This window comes from Accumulibacter sp., assembly GCF_029255285.1.
In the GTDB taxonomy this organism is placed as follows: Bacteria; Pseudomonadota; Gammaproteobacteria; order Burkholderiales; family Rhodocyclaceae; genus Accumulibacter.
Genome location: NZ_JAPUVI010000048.1, coordinates 1 through 19,506 on the forward strand (window position 1 = coordinate 1; position 19,506 = coordinate 19,506).

Sequence of the window (19,506 nt, forward strand, 5' to 3'; positions counted from 1 at the left end):
CCCGCCCAAGGGTTGACGTGGAGGCTGGCCTCGCGGGTTTGCCGTTCTGCTTTGCTCGTGCAAACCCGCGAGCCAACCATTCCCGTCGGCGCACGCATAAGTGGTTGACGAACAACGCCGTCTGCGTGTGCCACGGCGAAGAAGTTGGCGCAGGTTTCGAGAGAAGATAGGGCGGAACAGGGGCGAACCGGGGGAATTAGGTCGCTCGTGTCCGGAGTGGCTGGCACACGCAGAATGGCCCGGAACCCTGCGTGACGTGCGGAATCCACAAACGAAAACGCCCAACCGAGAACGGTTGGGCGCTGAATAGTGGTGGCCAAGCGCGGAATCGAACCACGGACACGCGGATTTTCAGTCCGCTGCTCTACCAACTGAGCTACTTGGCCGATGAGCGGCGGATTATAGTCAATCAGTCGTCAGTCGTCAAAGAGAAACCTTGTCCAATGTGGAGAACCGGAGATGTAGAACGTCATTTGTCCGGTGTGTCTTGGCTTCCCGAAGGGCGCGCAGGGATCGGGTGCGGCGAAGCGAAGTTTCCCGGATAATGTGAAAAATTCTTCCGAGAGTCCACATGCTCGTCAGATCACCGCTTGTTTCCGCCGTCCCGGCCTCACGCCTCCGGCGCTGGGGAGCTTCCGCCGCCTGCCTCGCCATCGTGCTGACGGCGGCGAGCGCTCACTCGTCGGGCAGCGAACCGCTTTCGTGGTTTGGCCGCGGGGGGCCGACTCCGGCCGCTCGTCAAGCCGTTGCCCTTTTGTCCGACGCCGCGGCCGAAGGACTGGAAGCCCGTGACTACGGCGTGAAGGAATTGCAGGAGAGCTTGGAGAATGCCGGCGGCGCGTCCGAGTTGAGCGAATATCGTATTGCCAGACTCGATGCCGCGCTGACTGCCGCATTGCGGCGTTATCTGGTCGACCTGCGCTTCGGGCGCGTCGACCCGCATCGGCTGGGTGAAAAGTACACTTCCGCCAGTGGCAGCGACTTCGATCCTGACCTCTTGCTGCAGTCGGCCGTGGCGGAAGACCGGCTGGCCGAGACGCTGCGCAACGCGGCGCCGCGCTCGGCGCAGTACGACAGCTTGCGGCAGGCGCTGGCCTCGTACCGCCGCCTTGTCGGCCACCCCGCCTGGCAGCAGGAGCTGCCGCCGCTGCCGGCCGGCAAGCTCACCCCCGGCCAGGTCTACGCCGGAACTTCGCGCCTCGCCGAGCGCCTGAGCCTGCTCGGCGACCTGCCGGCCGAAACGGCCGTGCCGCCGCGCTACGAAGGCAAACTGGTCGACGGCATCAAGTCGTTTCAGGAGCGGCACGGGATGGCGCCGGACGGTGTGATCGGCCGGGAAACCTTCGAGCAGCTCAAGGTGACTCCGGAAGTACGCGTCGAACAACTCGAACTGGCGCTCGAACGACTGCGCTGGATGCCGCTACTACCGGCTGGCCGGATCGTCGTCGTGAACGTGCCGGAGTTCATGCTGCGCGGCTATCTGGTCGGCGATGGCCGAATCGAGCCTGGGCCCGCCATGCGGGTCATCGTCGGCAACGCGCGCCGGACCCGCACGCCGCTTTTCGATGCCCAGATGCGCGCCATCGAATTCAGCCCCTACTGGAACGTCCCCCCGTCGATCACGCGCGGCGAGACCTTGCCCAGGCTGCGTCGCGACCCGGGCTATTTCGACCGTCAGGGCTTCGAACTGGTCGACAGCGAGGGCCGGGTGATCAGCGGCCTGCCCGAGGGAGGCCTGGACGCTCTCGAGCGGGGACAGGTGCGCATTCGCCAGAGACCAGGAGCGGCGAACGCACTCGGCGATATCAAGTTCGTTTTCCCCAATGGCGACAACATCTACTTCCACCACACGTCGAGTCCGCAGCTCTTCAAGCGCGACCGGCGCGACTTCAGCCATGGCTGCATACGGGTCGAGGCGCCGGCCGAACTGGCGCAATTCGTCCTCGGTGACGAACGGGAGTGGCCCCGCGAGCGCATAGTCCAGGCGATGCGCAAGGGAAGGTCGATGACCGTTCGCCTGACGGAAACGATTCCGGTGCGCATCGCCTACGATACCGCGGCGGTCAGGAACGGTCGCGTCCATTTCTTCCCCGACATCTACGGCCGCGACCGCGTGCTGCGCGATGCCCTGCGCCAGCGCTCGATCAGCATTCGGGCCGATGCCTCGCCCGCGATGGCCATCGGTCTGAAAGCAGCCAACTAGCCTTTGGACGAAATCATCATGTGGCAATCACAACGCTTCTCGCGACGGCGCTTTCTCGGACACGTGACGCGGCTGGCCGCCGCCGGGACGGTCATGACCTTGGCCCGACCCGCCTTGGCGTCCTTGCCGCAGGCGCGGCGGCTCGATTTCGATCACCTCCATACCGGCGAACGACTTTCGCTCGTTTTCGCGCTCGGCGAACGCTACCTTCCTGAGGCCTTGACCCGGCTCAACCATTTTCTGCGCGACCATTATTCGGGTGAAGTCGGCGCCATCGATCCGTTGCTGCTCGACCTCCTTTTCCGGACCCGGCGCGAGCTCGAGTGTCCGCGACCATTCCAGGTCATCTCCGCTTACCGCGGCGCCGCCACCAACCAGCAGCTGCGTCATGGCGGTCGCAGTGGCGTCGCGAGGCAGAGCTTGCACATGCAGGGGCGGGCGATCGACGTCCGCCTCGAAGGCGTACCGCTGGTCGACCTTCGTGACGCCGCCATGTCCTTGCAGGCCGGCGGCGTCGGTTTCTACCCGCGCAGCGAGTTTGTCCACCTCGACACCGGGCACGTCCGTACCTGGTAAGCCTGCGTTTTGCCCACGCTCAGGGTGCGCGGCGCGACGAAGGAGCGGCGTGGGTCCGAAAAGAAGAGGAGGTCAAGCCGTCGACGGCGGAGGCCGGTAAGTCGCCACCATCCGGCCGCCAGGTCGGGCCGGCGCTAGATCAGGCCGCCGTTGATCGAAATGACCTGGCCCGAGATGTAGGCGGCCCGCTCCGACGCCAGAAAACCAACCAGGTCGGCCACTTCCTCGGGCTGGCCGGCACGTTGCATCGGTACCCGTGCCTTGATCGTCGCGCTGTCGAAAGCGCCGCCGCTCATCGCGCCGGCGATGATCCCCGGCGCCACGGAATTGACCGTGATGCCGCGACTCGCCACTTCCAGGGCGAGCGCCTTGCCGGCCGCATGCAGCGCGCCTTTCGCTGCCGAATAATTGACTTGGCCGCGATTGCCGACGACGCCGGCGACCGACGAGACGTTGACGATTCGTCCCCAGCGCGTACGGATCATCGGCAGAATCAACGGTCGGGTGACGTTGAAGAACCCGTTCAGCGAGACGTCCAGGACGCTGTCCCATTGTTCGTCGGACATGCCGGGAAAAACCGCGTCGGCGTGGATGCCGGCGTTGTTGATCAGCACCTGAATCGGCCCGTCGGCAAGAAGATCGGCCAGTACGGCAGCGGCCGACCGGCGGTGGGTGACGTCGAAAACGACGCTTTCGGCAGAACCCCCGGCCGCGACGATCTGGCCGACGACCTCGTCCGCCCGGTCGCGACGGCTCCTGGCGTGGACGATCACGTAGCAACCATCTGCCGCCAGGCGGCGGCAGATGGCGGCGCCGATGTCGCCGCTGCCGCCGGTCACCAGCGCACGCTTCATGACGCCGCTGGCTCGCCAGGCGTCCCGGCGTCGAGAACGACGGCCGCGCGGCCTTCGACGAGGCAACGACCGGCGTGACCGACCGAGAAGCGATAGAGGACGTGCCTGTCGTCGCCCGACAGCCGCTCGGCCAGAACGACGAGTTCGCCTGGCAGGTCGTCCAGCCGCGCCACGTTCAGCGTCACCCCGCGCAGGCTGGCCAGGTAGCCCTGCCGGGGCCGGTCGCCAGCCGCCGCGAGCAAGGCGCCGTGCAAGGCCATCGCCTGCGCGGCATACTCGATGCCGCTCGCCGCACCCAGGCGATCTGCCTCGCGCAGCGGGTTGGCCGGATCGGCATGGCTCGTGGCGCGACAGGAAATCGCTCCCGCCGACCAGTCGACAACGGCGTCGAGCAGGCACATGGCGCCGCTCTGCGGGACGTGTTCGGCAATCCAGCGGCGATCTAGCATGGGTCGAGATCGACGCGCAGTGACATCGGCGGCAGGTAATCGAGGCAGACGCTGTCTGTTTTGCGTCTGGCCAGCGATTGCAGCAGAGGCAGCGCGCGCAATGCTGGAATCGTGGTCCGCAAGTGTTCGAGCCGGTCGTCGGCCAGTTTCGCCGCGACGTCGTCGCTTGGCGCGAGCGCCAGGCGGGCCAGCGAAAGGGCGCTGCGGTCGGGCGTCAACAGCAAGGCGACACCGGCGCAATCGCCGATCGGCCGCTTGCTGTGCAGCGGTTCCGGATACTCGCTGTCGTAGGCGATGAGCAAGACCGGCCGCTGCTCCGCGACGACCTGCGCCAGCGCCTCGAGCAGGCCGGCGCCGAAACTCGCGTCGAAAGCGCAGAGCACCTGGCAAGGCGCCATCGAGCCGGTGGCGATGCCCCAGTAACCGGCGGCGGCGTTATGCACCGAGTTGTGAAAGCGGGTTGGCGAAACCCGCCGGTCGTCGCTCGCCAATTGCTCGCACAGCGCATGGCAATTGTGACCGTCGGCGCCCGAGGCGGTAAACACCGTGGCCAGCGTGGTGAGTTCGGCGCCGGCTTGGGCCGCGGCTTCGAGGCCGAGCGCGAGAGCCAGCCGGACGACCCGGCTGGCGCGCCGACGCTCGGCCGCCGGCAGCAGGCTGGGCACCGGCAGCCGCGTCGGCGCCGGCGCGTACGCCTGCTCGCCGCACAGCACCGCACAGGCCGTTGGCCAGTCCGGCAAGCCGGGGGCAAGGCAGCCGATACCTTCGATCCAGGCGCCGAGCGGGGCGGGTCTCATGGTGCCAGGCCGAAAACCAGGCTGCAGTTGCTGCCGCCGAAACCGAAAGAGTTGCTCAACACCCGTCGCACGCGGCCGTTGCGGGCTGTCGTGAGATAGTCCAGCGACAGTGCCGGATCCGGCGTCTCGGTATGCGGGCTGCCGGGCAGCAGGCCGGACGTCAGCGCCAGCCCGCAGATCGCCGCCTCGACCGCGCCGGCGGCGCCGAGCGTGTGGCCGGTTGCCCCCTTGGTCGAGCTGCAGGCGACGCCGCGCTGGCCGAACAAGTCGACGACCGCCTGGCCTTCGGCGGCGTCGTTGCTCGGCGTACCGGTACCGTGCAGGTTGAGGTAATCGATCTCGGGTGCTGTGAGACCGGCCGAGCGCAACGCCGCGGCCATCGCCAGCCGGGCGCCAAGACCCTGTGGGTGCGGCGCCGACATGTGGTAGGCGTCGCTCGATTCGCCGTAGCCAAGCAGCAGGAGCGAAGCCGGGGGCACTTCGGCCGGCAGACGCTCGAGTAACGCGAAAGCCGCCCCCTCGGCCACCGAAATGCCGTTGCGCCGCAGGTCGAACGGCCGGCACGGGCGACTGGACGTCAGTTCGAGCGAGGCGAAACCGTAAAGCGTGGTCAGGCAGAGCGAGTCGACGCCACCGACCAGCGCCGCGTCGATACCGTCGCAGGCGATCAGGCGGGCGGCCGCGGCAAAGACTTTGGCGCTCGACGAACAGGCGGTCGACACCGCCGCCGCCGGTCCTTCGAGGGCGAAGTAGTCGCGCGCGAATTCGGCCAGCGAAAACGGATTGTGTGTGTGGCGATAGAGGAAATCGGCGGGCAGCTCGCCGCTCTGCGGGTCGCGCCGCCGATACGCCAGTTCGGCCTGTAGGATGCCGGACGTGCTGGTACCGAGAAAAACGCCGACGCGCTGGCGGCCGTAGCGCTGGATCGCCGTGCGGACCGCAGCGGCGAAGCCGTCGGCTTCGAGGGCCAGTTGCGCCAGCCGGTTGTTGCGGCAATCGTAGCGCCTGAGTGCCGCGGGCAATCGCTGCTCATCGACTGCCGCCACCTGGCCGACCCAGGTCTCGATCTGGACACTCTCGAAGGCGCAGGGCGTCAGGCCGCTGCGGCCGGTGCGCAAGCCGTCCAGCGTGTGCGCCAGGCCATGGCCGAGGCAGGTGGTCAGCGTGCAGGCGGAAAGAAGCAATGGAGTCAAGTTGGCGGTCCCGATCGTTGCGGGCGAATAGTAGCAGAGGTCGACGCTCATCCGCCGCCGCGCCTCCCCGGCCTGGCCGGCCGGTCGCTGGCCGGCGCCTGCCGCTCCGGCAGAGGTCAGGCCGGCAGCCGACAGACCAGCAGGGTGTTGGCGAACGGTTTCCCTTCGCTCATCGGCGCGCTGTCGACGACGAAACCCAGCGCTTGCAGCAGCTCGACCCATTCCCCGAGGCGTCGGCCGTACAGCTTCGGCAGGCGATGGCCGCGGGCAAAGACGACGGCGTGATCGACCCAGTTGGAAAGCTGGTAGGGCAAACCGGCGCCAGCGTCGCCGATGCGCGTGACGAACAGGCCACGCGCCGGCAAGGCGGCGCGGATCCGGCGCAGAACGTCTTCCTGCTGCAGGTAGTCGATGTAGTGCAGTGCGTCGAGGATGGTGACGACGTCGGCGACACCGAAATCCGCCTCGCGCATGTCGCCGAGCCGGATATCGACCATGGGGTACCGGTTGCCGAAAGCCCGCCCGGCGCGTTCGACGTCCTTGGCCATCAGTTCGTAGCCGCGCAGGCGGAGTGGTTTCGGCGCCGCCGGCCAGTGGCTCGGCCAGTCGCCCTTGTCGTATCGCGCGCGCGCCGCCAGCAGCCAGGAAAATAGGCAGCCCTGGCCACAACCGAGGTCGAGATAATGCCCTTCGGCGGGGAAAAGCCCACGCTCGAGAAGGGCGCGGAAGACGCAGTCGCCGCCCAGCTTGCCGCGCGCGTAGTGGTAGGCGAAGCGTCCGCCGGAACGGAAGGGCTGGCTCGCGTCGTCGAGCAGGCGGCGCAGGAAAGCTTGGCTCATGGCGCAGCGGTGGTCAGGGTGACGGGGTTCAGGCGGCGCTCGGCGATCGCCTGCAGCAAGCTGGGCAGCGCGGCGACGATGACCGCCGTCCCGGCATCCGTCCGGGCGGCGTTGCCGTCGTGCAGGAGCAGGATGTCGCCAGCGCCGAGTCGCCGGGTCAGCCGAAGACAAACGCGCCGCGCATCGCGTTGGCGGGTGTCGAAAGCGCGGCGTGTCCAGCTTGCCAGCCGCAGGTCGAGGCGAGCCAGCACCGGGTCGAGCAGCGGGCTGCGCAAGCCGGCGGTCGGCCGGAAGAAGCGCGGTTCCTGCCCGGTAATGTCGGCGAGAGTGGCTTGCGCCGCCGCGATGTCGGCTTGCAGGCGGCGCGTTCCAAAGGCGGCGAAGGACCACGCGTGCGAGTCGCCGTGGTTCTCGACGCGGTGGCCGCGGTCGGCGATGGCGCGGCAGAGGGCCGGAAACCGCCGGGCGCGATGGCCGATGCAGAAGAAACTCGCCTTGACGCTGGCGGTGTCGAGCAGATCGAGAACCTGTGGCGTGATTTCCGGATCCGGTCCGTCGTCGATGGTCAAGGCGATTTCACGGCGCGCCGTGGCGGCGGCCGGCAAGCGGCTGAGGTTGGGTCCGAGCAGACGACTGCGCGGCAGCAAGCCGGCGCCGGTCAGCAGCAGGTGGTTGGCGGCTAAAGCGCCGACAGCCACCGGCCAGCCGTCCGGAGCGGCGAGCAGGCCGAGCCCGGCCGCCGCGTGCGCGGCGAAGGAAAGCTTGATCGCCGGCGAGGGCTGCCAGGCTGGCGGCGGACGCGTCACCGGCTTCTCCCGTCGCCGGTCGCACCGGCCAGCGGGCGGCCGGTCAGACAGGCCGCCGACAAGAGCAGCGCGAGCAGCGCTCCCGGGCCGACCGTGATGCCAAGCGCCTGGAGGACAGGGACGGGCGAAGTCGCCAGCGTGCCGAAACCGATCGCCGTGGTCAGGCAGGCGATCACCAGCGAGGCGAGCGTGCGCGGCTCCTCGTCCAGCCGGTCGTTCAGGCGGTCGAAGAAAAGCGCGTAGTTGGATCCGACGGCGACGATCAGCAGCAGTCCGACCAGATGCAGGAGTTGCAGGCGCTCGCCGGCCAGAGCGAGTCCGGCCGTGACCAGCAGGACCGCGAGCAGCAAGGGCGCCACGATGCGCAGCGCGCGGCGCAGCGCACGCAGCGCGATGCCGAGCAGGCCGACGATGGCCGCCAATCCGGCCAGCGCGAGCCACCTCGCTTCGCCCAGGTAGTGCGCATAGAGGTCATCGACCTCGGCTTTGAGATCGATCAGCCGCGCCCCGGAGCCGGCCAGCGCCGTGCGCACGGCCGCCTCGTCGATCGCCTGCCGCTCCCCGCCCGGCGGCGGGCGCAGGGGCAGCAGAACGCTCCAGCCGTCGCCGCGCGGCAGCAGAAGAGCGTCGACGGCGAGCGCCAGACTGCTGCCGCGCCAGGTCTGCGGACCGATCGGCGGCGCCGTGCGGGCCATTTCGACATCGCGCAGGAAAGGGCCGAGCTTATCGACCGACAGCGGCAAACCGTCCAAGGCCAGCGGCAGACGCTGACGCAGTTCGTCGCCCGTCGGCAGGCTGGCGCGCCGGGCGGCTTGCGTCGCCTCGCTGGGCAGGAAGTGCGTCGGCGAATCGTAGCCGCCGATGACGCCGGCGGCGAGCAGCCGGTCGAGTCGCGCGCTGGCGCGTTCGGCGGCCTGCAGCGCCTGCTCGCGATCGATGGCGTTGACGACGACCAGCAGGCGGCCGTCTGGCGCCCCGAGATCGGCGCGCAACGCGCTGTCGGCGGCCAGATCCTCGCGACTGGCGGTACCCAGAGCCGAGAGGTCGCGCTGCCACAAGTCCCCGCGATGGGTCGCCAGACTGCCGGCCGCGAGGCCGGCGAGAACGATCAGCGGCCAGCGCCGTTTCGGCAGGTGGGCGGTAAGTCGCAGGAAAAAGCGGCCAAGCGTGCTCAGGTCGCGTGGCGCGAGGTCGGCCGGCAGCAGTTGTGGCAGGACGAAACGCGTCACCACGGCGGCGGTGAGCAGGCCGCTCAGGGAATACAGGCCGAGTTGGGCGAGGCCGGGAAAACCGGAGAAGAGCAGAACGCCAAACCCGCAGACCGAGGTCAGCACGCCGAGGCGGATCGTCGGCCAGAGCCTGGCGCGCCAGGCCGCGGCGTCGCCGCGCGCCGACTGGACGAAGTAATAGATCGAGTAGTCGACCGCTTCGCCGATGAGCGCCGAACCGAAACCGATGGTGATCCCGAAAATGCTGTCGAAAGCGAGGCCGACGGCGGCGGTGCCGACCAGCGCGCCGCTCGCCACCGGCAGCAGACCGAGGCCGACCAGCCGGGCCGAACGGTAGACGGCGAACAGCAGTCCGGCAATGGCTAGCGTGCTGATCAGCGACAAGCGCGCCACTTCGGATTTGATCGTCGCCCGCGCGTGCACGGCGAAAACGCCCGGACCGGCGATCTGCAGGCTGGCGGCCGGCAAGCCGGTCGCTTTTGCGGCTGCCGCGAAGGCGGCGCGAATGGCGTCGATGGCCGCCGCCTGCCCGTCGGTATCCGAGCCGAGCGCCGTGGTCTGCGCCAGGAGCAGGGCGCGCTCGCCGTCGCGCGATGTCCACACGCCGGCCCGGCTGTTTGGCTGGGCCGCGGCATCGAGTCGGCCGAGCAGAGCCAGAAGTTCGCCGGTCGGGTCCTGCGGCAACAGCCGCTTGGCCAGCAGACCGGCCGGCGAGGCCAGGAAGTCGATGCTCTCGGCGAGCGCGGCGTGCAGGCCGGCGACCGTAAAGCGTTCCGGGGTCACCGCCGGACTCAGCAGATAGCGCCAACGGAACAGCAGCTCGCGCTCGGCCTCCAGGCTGCCGCTCTCGCCATTGCGCAGCGCCGCGAACTCCGGTCGGCCGGACAGCCGCGCACGCAGGTCGCGTGACAGCGCGGCGCGTTGCTCGGCATCGCCACCGTCGATGGCCAGCATCAGCAAGCGGCCGAGCGAACCTTCGCGGATCTGATCCACCACCAGTGCCTGTTCCGCGCTCGGCTGTGCCGGCAGGAAGAACGACATGTCGGTCGAGAAGCGGCTCTGCCAGACGATCGCCGCCACGGCGAGCATGGCCAAGGACCAGAGAACGAGAGGGCGGCGGACGACCGGCGTCACTTCGGCGTCAACGGCTCGATGCTCATCAGCGCACGGTCGCCGTCGGTCTGCAGATACTCGATGCTGCGGATGCGGTTGCGCTGGCCGCCGATGCGGATTCTCTGAACGACCGTGGCGATCGCCTGGCTGCTCGGCAGCAGGGTCAGCGTCCAGTTCTCCCGATTGCCAGCGAGGTAGAGCGTGTAGTTCCTTTCGAGCGCCGCGCGGTCGCCGTTCAGCGCAGCGCGGATGCTGTCGACGAACGCCTGCGCTTCAGGCTGGCTGGCCAGGTCGATGCTCAGCTTCTGTTGGCCTCGCTCGATGGTCAGGCGGTCCTTGTCGAGCAACAGGAGTTCGGGGCGCGGGCTCAGTGTCCGCTTTTCGAGTCGCTCGGGCGCCGTGAAGCTCAGTTCGCCACGGCTCACCAGCGGTCGGTCGAGCAGCGCGAGGTACCGGGTTTCCACGTAACGCGCCCGTCCGCCGCGGGTCTGTGCCAACTCATCCATCAGTTGGGAGAGGTCCCAGGCGGCCAGCGCCGGGATGGTCGACACGGTGATCAGCAGGCCGGCGAACAGTCGCTTCATCGCGCCGTGTGCCAGAAGTCGAAAAAGTTAAACCAGTTGTAGGGTGCCAGCCGGCAGTAGTGTTCCAGGCGAGCGACATAACGGGCCTGCGCCTGCCGAATGGCGGCGTCGCGGTCGGCCGGCGCGACCTGCGAGAAGTCGGCCAGTGCTTCGAAGTGGATACGGTAACGATTGCTCCCGAGGTACAGGCCGGTCATGAAGAAGACCGGTCGGCGCAGCATGGCGGCGAGGCGGAAGGGGCCGATCGGAAAGGCCGCTGGCTGGCCGAGAAAGTCGTATTGTCGGGTCGCTTCGTCGGCCAGTGCGCGGTCCGCCAGCAGGCCGACCAGATAGCCGCGTTCCAGCCGGTCGCGCACCTCGAGCATCGAATCGAGGCGGCCGAGCGGGATGATGTCCTGCACCGCCGCCGGGTTGATCGCGGCCAGCGTGGCGTTGATCTTGCGTGCATTCTGCTCGTACATCAGCATCGCCACCTGCAGGCCGGCCCGGCCGCGACCGACGGCGCGCAGAACCTCGAAGCTGCCGAGGTGGGCGCCGATGAGCAGCGCGCCCGTCTGCCCGGCGAGCGCCGCGTGCAGTGCTTCGGCGCCGTGCACCTCGATGTCGAACAGGTCGAAACGGTCGTTGAGCAGATAGACGCGGTCGTGGATCGTGCTCGCAAACGACAGCACGTGGCGGTAACCGTCGGACCATTGGGCCCAGCGTCCCAGTGCCCGGCCGAGATACGCCCGGCTGGCGCGCCGGGCTTGCGGCGAGAAGAACAGGAAGTACAGCGCGATGCCGTAGAGCAGCAGGCGGCCGCTCGCGCGGCCGAGGGTCAGGGAGATCCAGACCATCAGCCGCAGGATCGCGGGATGGCTGCGTTCCGGTTGCCGCAACCAGGCCGCTGCTGCGGGACGGCCGTTCATCCGGCGGGTCGCAGGCGGCCGCTGGCGACTTCGCTCGCGCCGGCCCGAATGGAGAAAGTGAGCGCCGCATCCGGCTGTTCCTGCAGGCGAAAGACCAGAGTTTCGCCGGGGCCGACCGGACGGAAGAACTTGGCCTGCGCGATCTGCCAGGCGAGGCCCGGTCTGCCGAGGAGGGCTTCGGCGAAGAGCAGCGCCCGGTCGAGCAGGACGACGCCGGGAACGATCGGACGGCCCGGGAAATGGCCGGTCAAGGCCGGGTGGCCGGCCGGAACCGCCCACGCGCCGTCAGCTTGCCGCATGGCGCTGGCTCCGGTTCGACTCGTAGAACGCCTGCAACTGGGCGCGCTCCAGCTTGCCGGTCGCGTTGCGCGGCAAGGCGTCGACGATGAACAGCGGGCGCGGCAGGAAGGCGGCATCGACCCGCTGCCGCAAGCGGGCGAGCAGTTGCTGCCGACTCTGACCGGGCGCTACGGCGAAGGCGCAAAGGCGCGTGATGTCGCGGTCGCCGGGAACGGCGTCCGGTTGAAAGAAGGCGGCGTCGACGACACCCGGAAGCGCCGCGATCTGGTGGTTCAAATAGGCCAGCGAACTGCGCTTGCCGGCGACGCTGACGAGGTCGGAATGGCGGCCGAGCAAAAGAAAGCGGCCGTCCGGCAGCAGCTCGATGGCGTCGGCAAGTGGCACCCGGCCTTCGATGTGGCCGCCCGAGGCCACGATCAGCTCCCCCTCGCGTTCCAGGCGCACGCCGTCCAGCGGCAGCCAGGCGGCATCGGCAAGCAGCCGGCGGCTGGCCAGTTGTCCGGTTTCCGTACAGCCGTAGATCTCCTGCAAAGGTGCTGCCAGGCGTGCTTCGGCATCGGCGGCGAGTTGCTCGGAGAGCGGCGCGGTCGCCGACAGCAGCCGGTCGACTGCCGGCACTTCGACGCCCGAGGCCAGTAGCGTGGCGAGATGAAACGGTGTGGTGACCAGGAGTCGCGGTCGGGGGACCGCCTCGAGCGCGCAGACGATGTCCTGAGGATAAAAGGGCTTGCCCGACCAGAAAGGCGAATTGCCATGCATGGCGAGCAGTACCGTGGATTCGAAGCCGTACATGTGTTGCGCCGGCACGGTACCGACGACAGCGTGGCGCGGACCATGCCGCAGGCCGAGTCGGTCGGCCTCGGCACGCGCGTTGCGGACCAGCGATCCCCAGGATTTGTCGTGCGGCACCGGCAGGCCGGTCGAGCCCGACGTGAAGGCCGTGATGGCGACGTGTTCGGCCGCCACCTGCGGGATGGCGACCACCCGCTCGGGGTGCACTGCCAGCGACTCGGGATAATCGACGCGCGGCAGATCGAGGCTGTCGAAAGCGCTGTCGCACAGGCAGAAGACGTCCGGCCATCGTTGCCGAATCTGGTTCAGCGTTTCGGGCGATTGTGAAGCCGGCTGCAGGCTGCTCCGGCCGGCCAACAGTCCGGCCGCCAGTCCGACGCTGAAACGAAAGCGGTCCTGGCAGAGGTTGAGGAAGCGCTGTCCGGCCGGCAGGCGGTCGGCAAGCGCCCAGGCGGCGGCGAGAAAAGCGCGCACGGTCAGCGGTCCGCTCGGTCGGTAGGCAAAAATCTCGTCTAGGCCGGCGTGCCCGAGCAGCGGCAGACGACTCATCGGTCGCTCGCCAGCCAGCGCCGATCACGCATCGACTCGCGGTAGCCACGCAGGGTATCGGCGATTCCGGTACGGTCCGCCGGCGGCAGGACGCGATGACGGACCAGGTACTCGGCGACGAACATCAGGCAGAGCAGCGGCATGGCGAGCAGGTTGGCGAAGACCGACCACACGGCCGCCGAAGCCAGCAGGAAAAGCGCCGTCGACAAGGCGGCCGTGGCGACGAAGTAGACCGTCCAGGCAACGGTCACCTGTCGCGTATAGCGGCGCTGCGCGTCGGACAACACACCGTGGTGGGCCAGGCTGGCAAAACGGGTGACCAGTGGCGGCTGACCGCTGCGCAAACTGCGTCCGAACAGCAGGCCGAGCGCCAGGTGGGTGCCGGCATGCTGCAGGTAGTAGAGCAGCGCCACGTTCTGGCGCAGGGCCGGCCAGCTACAGAGGGCAGCGACGATGGCCAGCAGGCCGCCGGCGATCAGCCAGCAGGGCTTGCCGCTGCGCCACAGCAGGACGACGATGACGGCCAGCAGCCAGCTACCGGCCAGGGCGACCGCCAGGTCGGAGTCGCCGCTACCGACACTGGCCTCGTGCGCGAGCCATGCCCAGGCGATCAGCACGCCGCTCACGGCGCCGCCGCGCAGCAGGCTGGCCGGGGAAATCGCTTTCATTGCGTGCGCTGGCACGCGATGTGTTCTGCCAGCGTGCGCACGGAGGAGAAAATGCGCACGTTGTCGTCGTCGTCGGAACGCAACTGAAAACCGTAGCGCTTCGAAACGACCAGCGCGATTTCGAGAACGTCGATCGAATCGAGCCCCAGTCCCTCACCGAACAACGGCGCATCGGGCTCGATCTCGCTGGGCGAGAGGTCCAGATTGAGCGCCGAGACGATCAGTTCGGCGACCTCCATGAGAAGGGCTTCGGCCGCTGGCCGGCTGGCATCTTGAGACATCGCGTTTCTTCCGGAAGGTTATCGGCCGGCCGCGCGGAAAGCGAGTACCGCGTTGCTGCCGCCGAAGGCAAAGGAACTGGACAATGCCGCGCGCAGCGACGGTTCGTGGCGGGCAGCGAGCACGTGGTCGATGCCGCCGCACGCCGGGTCGACGGTCGTTAGATGAGCGGTCGGCGGAATGGCCCGCTCGCGCAGCGCGAGAACGGTGACGATCGCTTCGATGGCGCCGGCGGCGCCGAGCAGATGGCCATGCATCGACTTGGTGCCGCTCACCGCCGGTCCGCTCGTTCCCGTGCCGAAGACCCGGCGAATCGCGTCGACCTCGACCGGATCGCCTTCGCTGGTCGCCGTCCCGTGGGCATTGATGTAGTCGACTTCCTGCGGCGCGAGGGCCGCGTCGGCCAGCGTCGCGCGCAGCGCGCGAAACTGGCCGTCAAGCTCGGGACGCACCAGATGTGTGTGGTCGCAAGTCGTTGCGTAACCGATCAGTTCGGCGTGAATCTCGGCCCCGCGTGCCAAGGCATGCTCCCAGTCCTCGAGCACCAGTGCCGCGCCGCCCTCGCCGAGCACCAGGCCGTTGCGGTCGACGCTGAACGGGCGGCAGGCGCTGGCCGACGTCCCGGCATCGCCGGGCGCCAGGATGCGCAGGGCTTCCCAGGCGCGGGCGACGCCGTAGGCCTGCGGGACGTCCGAACCGCCGGTCAGCATGACCGGCGCCTCGCCGCTGCGCACACGGCGAAAAGCTTCGCCGATGGCGATGGTCGACGAGGCGCAGGCCACCGTGTAGCTCACGCTGATGCCACCCAGGCCGAGTTGGATCGAGAGGTGGGCGTTGGCGGCGTTGTTCATACCGAGTACGACGGACAAAGGCGAGATCCGCTCGCGGCCCTTCAACCACAGTTCGCGGTAGCCCTTTTCGTAGGCCAGCGTTCCGCCGAGCGCCGTTCCCCAGGCGACGCCCCAGTCGTCGCGTTCGGCGCCGGCCGGCCGGCGGTCGAAACCGGCGTCGTCCCAGGCGGCGAAGGCGGCGGCCGTCGCGAGCTGGGCGTAGCGATCCATCGTCGCCGCCATGGCCTGGCCGAGGACAGTGGCGCCGTCGAAGCCGCGGCAACTCACGAAGGGAAGACACAGCGGGCGCGGTGGCTCGTCGAGACGGAGCAACTGAATGGCCGACTCGCCGTTCAACAGGCGCCCGAAAAAGTCCGTCAGACTACCGCCAAATGGGCTGACCAGGCCCAAACCCGTAATGGCAACGCGACGCCGGTCCATGACTCAGGACGAGGACTGGCGTTCGCTGCGCAGCCGGTCCATCAGGCTTGCCATTTCGCTGACCGTCCGGGGAGTCGGCGTCCCCTTGGCGAGGGTGATTCCGAAGCGTTGCTCGAACTCGAACATCAGTTCGAGGACCATCAGCGAATCGACTCCCAGCGGCTCCAGCAGGGCCTCCGGGACGATTCTGTCAGGTTCCACGCCGAGTCGGCCTTGAAGGAATTCACGTATCAGAGAAAGGGAATCCATGGTGGGGCGCATTCTAGCCGATTGTCGTCGGCTCGCCAACGACCGACGGGTGATTTCCGGAGCGTGGCCGGCCTGGCGTTTTGCCGATCGATCCCGACCGGCTATGATCCAAAGTTTCGCGCACAGGCAGCCGCCAGCCCATGAACCTGCTCAAGACACTCGCCACCGTCAGCAGCATGACCCTGCTGTCGCGCATTCTGGGCTTCGTGCGCGATTTCGTGATTGCGCGCACTTTCGGTGCCGGAATGTTGACCGACGCCTTCTTTGTCGCTTTCAAACTGCCCAACCTGCTGCGCCGCCTGTTTGCCGAGGGCGCGTTCTCGCAGGCTTTCGTGCCGGTGCTTGGCGAATACCGGAACCGTCGGGGAGCCGAGGCCACCCGACAACTCGTCGACCGGGTGGCCAGTCTGCTCTTTCTCGTCGTTCTGGCGGTCACCCTGCTCGGCATGGCCGGCGCTCCGCTGCTGGTCCACATCTCGGCGCCGGGCTTCGTAGACGACGCCGCGAAGTTCGCGCTTACCGTCGAGCTGACGCGCATCACCTTTCCCTACATTCTTTTCATGTCACTCGTCGCGCTGGCCGGCGGCATCCTCAATACCTGGAGCCGGTTCGCCGTCCCGGCCTTCACGCCGGTGCTGCTCAACGTCGCGTTCATCGTCATGGCGCTCTATGCGGCGCCGCTTTTCGAGCCGCCGATCATGGCCCTGGCCTGGGCGGTCTTCCTTGGCGGTGCGCTGCAGCTCGCCTTCCAACTTCCCAGCCTGAAGCGCCTGGGCATGCTGCCGCGCTTCTCGCTCGACCTGCAAGACGAAGGCGTGCGGCGCATCTTCCGGCTGATGGCGCCAGCCTTGCTCGGCGTTTCGGTGGCGCAGGTGAGCCTGTTGCTGAACACCATTTTCGCGTCCTTCCTGAGTACCGGCAGTGTCTCGTGGCTGTACTACGCGGATCGTCTGATGGAGTTCCCGGCCGGCCTGCTGGGCGCTGCCCTGGGTACCATCCTGCTGCCCTCGCTCAGCCGCTGCCACGCGGCGGAACGCCACGACGAGTACTCGAAGCTGCTCGACTGGGGTTTGCGGCTGACTTTCCTGCTCGCTGCTCCGGCGGCTTTGGCCCTGGCGCTCCTCGCCGTGCCGCTGATCGCCACCTTGTTTTACCACGGCGAGTTCACGGCGACGGACGTTTTCCGGACGCGCGACGCGCTGGTCGCCTACAGTCTCGGCCTGCTCGGCCTGATCCTGGTCAAAGTGCTGGCGCCCGGCTTCTATGCTCGCCAGAACGTCCGGACGCCGGTCAGGATCGCCCTGCTGACGCTCTGCGTGACGCAGCTGCTCAACCTGATCCTCATCCGCTGGCTGGAACATGCCGGCCTGGCGCTGGCCATCGGCCTGGCTTCCATCCTGAACGCCAGTCTGCTCTACAGCGGCCTGCGCCGGCGCGCGATCTATCTGCCGCAGCCCGGCTGGCTACTCTTCTATGGCCGGCTCGCTTGTGCCCTGCTGAGCATGGGCGTGGCACTCTGGGCGGTGGCCGGAGAGGCCGCCGACTGGTTGGGCTGGAGCCTGGGGCAACGACTGTGGCGCCTTTCTCTGGTCGTCGCCTTTGGCGCCAGCGTCTATTTCGCTACACTATGGGTCGCAGGTTTTCGCCTGCGCGACTTCAAACGTAGCGCGGCCGAGTAATCAACCAGGGGGAATCAACCATGAACTTGACCAGCAACAGCTTCCGTGAAGGACAAGCCATTCCGGGCGACTTCGCTTTCTGCATCGTCGACCCCGAGCACCACGTCTGTCTCGGCAGGAACCTCAACCCGCATCTGGCGTGGAGTGCCGTCCCTGAGGGAACGCGCTCCTTTGCCCTGATCTGCCACGATCCGGATGTGCCGAGCCGGGGCGACGACGTCAACCAGGAGGATCGGACGGTGCCGGCGGCGCTGCCGCGCGTCGATTTCTTCCACTGGGTGCTGATCGATTTGCCGGCCTCTCTGCGCGAGGTGAGGGAGGGCGAATTCTCCGACGATGTCACGCCGCGCGGCAAACCGGGGCCGCATGCCGCCCACGAAGCGCGCCAGGGAATCAACGATTACACCGGCTGGTTTGCCGGCGACAACGACATGCGTGGCGACTACTACGGCTACGATGGGCCCTGCCCGCCTTGGAATGACGAGATCGTCCATCACTACGTCTTTACCGTTTTCGCGCTCGACCTTCCCCGGCTGAACGTCGAAGGCAAACTGACCGGTCAGCAGGTGCGCGCCGCCATGGCCGGCCACATCCTGGCGCAGGCCAGCCTGACCGGCACCTACACCCTCAATCCGTCACTGCGGCCGTAGCGCCGGCGCGGCACCGACCGGCTCCGGGCACCGCCTGCAGCAATGCTTGCCGGCCGTTTCAGGTGGCCGGCAGGTGCGCGTCCAGCCAGCGATGGAGAACCGACGTCGCCGGCCAGTTGCGCAGCAAGCGGGCGCGGTCGCGCCGCCAGGCACGTGCGTGCGCGGCGGCCGACCGATGCTGGACGACGGCATCGAGGTCGATCAACACGACCCGGTCCGTTTCCCATAGCAGATTCGTCGCCTTGAGATCGCCGTGACTGATGCGCCGTCGATGTAGCGACTCGAACAGGGCGATCATCGCTGCCGCCTCGGCTGGCGGCGGAACCTCATCGGGCGACAGATGATGCAACAGGTTCGGGCCGGCGCAGAATTCGCTGATCAGCCAGGCGCGTCGCCTCAGCGGTCCGACGCGTTCCTCGATCAGCGCCAGCGGCGCCGGTGTCGCGATACCGAGAAAACGCAGGCGATGCGCTTCGCGCCACGAATGCCAGGCCCGGCTCGGCCGCCACAGGCGACCGAAGGCGTGGCTCAGGCTCTTCAGGTTGTAGCGCTTGATCAACAAGGCCCGGCCGTCGACCACCAGCCTGGCGACCGTCGTCGTGCCGCCGTCCTTGAACACGGTACCCGCCTCGAGCGCCTGATCGGGAGACGCCAGCCAGGGGGCCAGCGTGGCGGTCTCATCGCGTCGCACGGCGCAAAAGCGGGTGGCATCGTGTTCGACGGCGAACAGCGTGCATTCGCGAACGGTCTTGGCCAGGAAGTCGTCGAGCCGCCAGGCGCGGATACGCTCGATCGCCGCCTGCAGGGCCGGCAGAGCGGGCGGCGCGGTGCGCGCCGCGGCGCCATAGATGGGCAGCAGTTCGCCCAGCCGGCGATCCCATTCGTCGGGCAACTGGGCGAGCAGGATCGCCAGGTTGGCGCAGGCGTCGGCAGGCGGCAGCGAGTGGCCGGGGCAGACCGGACGCACGGCGCCGCCGTCAACGACCAGCAGCCGTCCATCGTGGCGCAGGAAGTTGCCCAGATGCAGGTCGTCCTGCACCAGCCCGGCGGCATGCAGACGACCGACGACGGTCAGGGCTGGGGCCAGCAGCGTCATGCCGGCCGCGAAAGCTGCCGGCGGCAGGTATGCCATCGTTTCGGCGAGGCTTTCCGCCGGTGCGAGAAAATCGGTCACCAGGGCGAAGCCGCCGTCAGCCATCGCCGTCGCGGCGACCAGCGGCGGGGTGGCGATGCCGGCCGCGGAGAGCGCCGCGAGTCCTGCCCGTTCCTTTCGCCAGTGTCCTTCGCCGCGGCGCCCGATGAAGAGTTTGGCCAGCACCCGGCGGCCGTCCAGATCCGCTTCGCCGACCAGCCGTTTGCCAGGCAGAACGCGCAGCAGACGAAGCATGGTCAGCCGGTTTCCGTCGGCCAGGGCGACCCGGAAGGGCAGCGCCGGCTGGCGGCCGGCGGCGCGCAGCGCACGGCGCGTGGTCGGTTGCGGCGCAATCATCGTTCGTCGCCTGGCGCCGACGATCGCCG

20 protein-coding genes and 1 tRNA gene are annotated in these 19,506 nt (G+C 68.3%); 4 read left to right on the forward strand and 17 right to left on the reverse strand.

Annotation, left to right across the window (positions count from 1 at the left end; translation table 11 throughout):
- Nucleotides 1-310: 310 nt before the first annotated feature.
- Nucleotides 311-386: transfer RNA gene (locus Q1M07_RS07015), tRNA-Phe, on the reverse strand.
- Between the two features lie 185 nt (nucleotides 387-571).
- Between Q1M07_RS07015 and Q1M07_RS07020 the strand changes: the two genes are divergently transcribed.
- On the forward strand, nucleotides 572-2,203 hold the full coding sequence (locus tag Q1M07_RS07020) for a L,D-transpeptidase family protein (RefSeq protein ID WP_300452432.1): 1,632 nt from the start codon (nucleotides 572-574) through the stop codon (nucleotides 2,201-2,203).
- An 18-nt stretch (nucleotides 2,204-2,221) separates the two neighbouring features.
- Entirely contained in the window at nucleotides 2,222-2,779 is a 558-nt protein-coding gene (locus Q1M07_RS07025; RefSeq protein WP_300452434.1) for a YcbK family protein, read from the forward strand.
- A gap of 134 nt (nucleotides 2,780-2,913) precedes the next feature.
- Here the strand turns inward: Q1M07_RS07025 and fabG are convergent, their stop codons facing one another.
- The 15 genes from fabG to Q1M07_RS07100 all read right to left on the reverse strand — a co-directional run bounded on the left by fabG (nucleotide 2,914) and on the right by Q1M07_RS07100 (nucleotide 15,671).
- The gene (gene fabG, locus Q1M07_RS07030; protein WP_300452436.1) at nucleotides 2,914-3,633 is read right to left on the reverse strand and encodes a 3-oxoacyl-ACP reductase FabG; all 720 of its coding nucleotides are present in this window, start codon (nucleotides 3,631-3,633) and stop codon (nucleotides 2,914-2,916) included.
- On the reverse strand, nucleotides 3,630-4,082 hold the full coding sequence (locus tag Q1M07_RS07035) for a 3-hydroxylacyl-ACP dehydratase (protein WP_300452438.1): 453 nt from the start codon (nucleotides 4,080-4,082) through the stop codon (nucleotides 3,630-3,632). Before Q1M07_RS07035 ends, fabG begins: the two co-directional genes overlap by 4 nt.
- The gene (locus tag Q1M07_RS07040; protein ID WP_300452440.1) at nucleotides 4,076-4,879 is read right to left on the reverse strand and encodes a beta-ketoacyl synthase chain length factor; all 804 of its coding nucleotides are present in this window, start codon (nucleotides 4,877-4,879) and stop codon (nucleotides 4,076-4,078) included. The genes Q1M07_RS07035 and Q1M07_RS07040 overlap by 7 nt, the downstream gene beginning before the upstream one ends.
- The gene (locus tag Q1M07_RS07045) at nucleotides 4,876-6,123 is read right to left on the reverse strand and encodes a beta-ketoacyl-[acyl-carrier-protein] synthase family protein (protein WP_300452442.1); all 1,248 of its coding nucleotides are present in this window, start codon (nucleotides 6,121-6,123) and stop codon (nucleotides 4,876-4,878) included. Before Q1M07_RS07045 ends, Q1M07_RS07040 begins: the two co-directional genes overlap by 4 nt.
- 65 nt (nucleotides 6,124-6,188) lie before the next feature.
- Nucleotides 6,189-6,911, reverse strand: a complete 723-nt coding sequence (locus Q1M07_RS07050; RefSeq protein WP_300452444.1) for a class I SAM-dependent methyltransferase — start codon at nucleotides 6,909-6,911, stop codon at nucleotides 6,189-6,191.
- Nucleotides 6,908-7,717: a polysaccharide deacetylase family protein gene (locus Q1M07_RS07055; RefSeq protein ID WP_300452446.1), complete on the reverse strand. Its 810-nt coding sequence runs from the start codon at nucleotides 7,715-7,717 to the stop codon at nucleotides 6,908-6,910. The genes Q1M07_RS07050 and Q1M07_RS07055 overlap by 4 nt, the downstream gene beginning before the upstream one ends.
- Complete coding sequence (locus Q1M07_RS07060) at nucleotides 7,714-10,080, reverse strand: MMPL family transporter (protein WP_300452448.1); 2,367 nt, start codon at nucleotides 10,078-10,080, stop codon at nucleotides 7,714-7,716. The genes Q1M07_RS07055 and Q1M07_RS07060 overlap by 4 nt, the downstream gene beginning before the upstream one ends.
- Nucleotides 10,077-10,643 carry a LolA-related protein gene (locus tag Q1M07_RS07065; protein ID WP_300452450.1) on the reverse strand — a complete coding sequence of 189 codons (567 nt, stop codon included), beginning with the start codon at nucleotides 10,641-10,643 and terminating at the stop codon, nucleotides 10,077-10,079. Before Q1M07_RS07065 ends, Q1M07_RS07060 begins: the two co-directional genes overlap by 4 nt.
- On the reverse strand, nucleotides 10,640-11,551 hold the full coding sequence (locus tag Q1M07_RS07070; protein WP_300452452.1) for an acyl-CoA synthetase: 912 nt from the start codon (nucleotides 11,549-11,551) through the stop codon (nucleotides 10,640-10,642). The genes Q1M07_RS07065 and Q1M07_RS07070 overlap by 4 nt, the downstream gene beginning before the upstream one ends.
- Nucleotides 11,548-11,850 carry a hypothetical protein gene (locus Q1M07_RS07075; RefSeq protein ID WP_300452454.1) on the reverse strand — a complete coding sequence of 101 codons (303 nt, stop codon included), beginning with the start codon at nucleotides 11,848-11,850 and terminating at the stop codon, nucleotides 11,548-11,550. The genes Q1M07_RS07070 and Q1M07_RS07075 overlap by 4 nt, the downstream gene beginning before the upstream one ends.
- Nucleotides 11,837-13,192, reverse strand: a complete 1,356-nt coding sequence (locus Q1M07_RS07080; RefSeq protein WP_300452456.1) for an AMP-binding protein — start codon at nucleotides 13,190-13,192, stop codon at nucleotides 11,837-11,839. The genes Q1M07_RS07075 and Q1M07_RS07080 overlap by 14 nt, the downstream gene beginning before the upstream one ends.
- A complete protein-coding gene (locus tag Q1M07_RS07085) occupies nucleotides 13,189-13,860 on the reverse strand; it encodes a hypothetical protein (protein ID WP_300452458.1) in 672 nt (223 codons plus the stop codon). Before Q1M07_RS07085 ends, Q1M07_RS07080 begins: the two co-directional genes overlap by 4 nt.
- Nucleotides 13,857-14,141 (reverse strand): phosphopantetheine-binding protein, encoded by a 285-nt coding sequence (locus Q1M07_RS07090; RefSeq protein WP_300452460.1) that lies wholly within the window; start codon nucleotides 14,139-14,141, stop codon nucleotides 13,857-13,859. The genes Q1M07_RS07085 and Q1M07_RS07090 overlap by 4 nt, the downstream gene beginning before the upstream one ends.
- 18 nt (nucleotides 14,142-14,159) lie before the next feature.
- Nucleotides 14,160-15,410 carry a beta-ketoacyl-[acyl-carrier-protein] synthase family protein gene (locus Q1M07_RS07095; RefSeq protein ID WP_300452462.1) on the reverse strand — a complete coding sequence of 417 codons (1,251 nt, stop codon included), beginning with the start codon at nucleotides 15,408-15,410 and terminating at the stop codon, nucleotides 14,160-14,162.
- A gap of 3 nt (nucleotides 15,411-15,413) precedes the next feature.
- Complete coding sequence (locus Q1M07_RS07100; RefSeq protein ID WP_366984002.1) at nucleotides 15,414-15,671, reverse strand: acyl carrier protein; 258 nt, start codon at nucleotides 15,669-15,671, stop codon at nucleotides 15,414-15,416.
- Between the two features lie 128 nt (nucleotides 15,672-15,799).
- On the opposite strand from Q1M07_RS07100, the gene murJ reads away from it, so the two are divergent.
- Both murJ and Q1M07_RS07110 read left to right on the forward strand, forming a co-directional pair.
- Nucleotides 15,800-17,338 carry a murein biosynthesis integral membrane protein MurJ gene (gene murJ, locus Q1M07_RS07105; protein WP_300452466.1) on the forward strand — a complete coding sequence of 513 codons (1,539 nt, stop codon included), beginning with the start codon at nucleotides 15,800-15,802 and terminating at the stop codon, nucleotides 17,336-17,338.
- A gap of 20 nt (nucleotides 17,339-17,358) precedes the next feature.
- Nucleotides 17,359-17,988 (forward strand): YbhB/YbcL family Raf kinase inhibitor-like protein, encoded by a 630-nt coding sequence (locus tag Q1M07_RS07110; RefSeq protein WP_300452468.1) that lies wholly within the window; start codon nucleotides 17,359-17,361, stop codon nucleotides 17,986-17,988.
- A 58-nt stretch (nucleotides 17,989-18,046) separates the two neighbouring features.
- Here the strand turns inward: Q1M07_RS07110 and Q1M07_RS07115 are convergent, their stop codons facing one another.
- Nucleotides 18,047-19,477, reverse strand: coding sequence for a lipopolysaccharide kinase InaA family protein (locus Q1M07_RS07115; RefSeq protein ID WP_300452470.1), 1,431 nt, complete (start codon nucleotides 19,475-19,477; stop codon nucleotides 18,047-18,049).
- Nucleotides 19,478-19,506 lie beyond the last annotated feature (29 nt).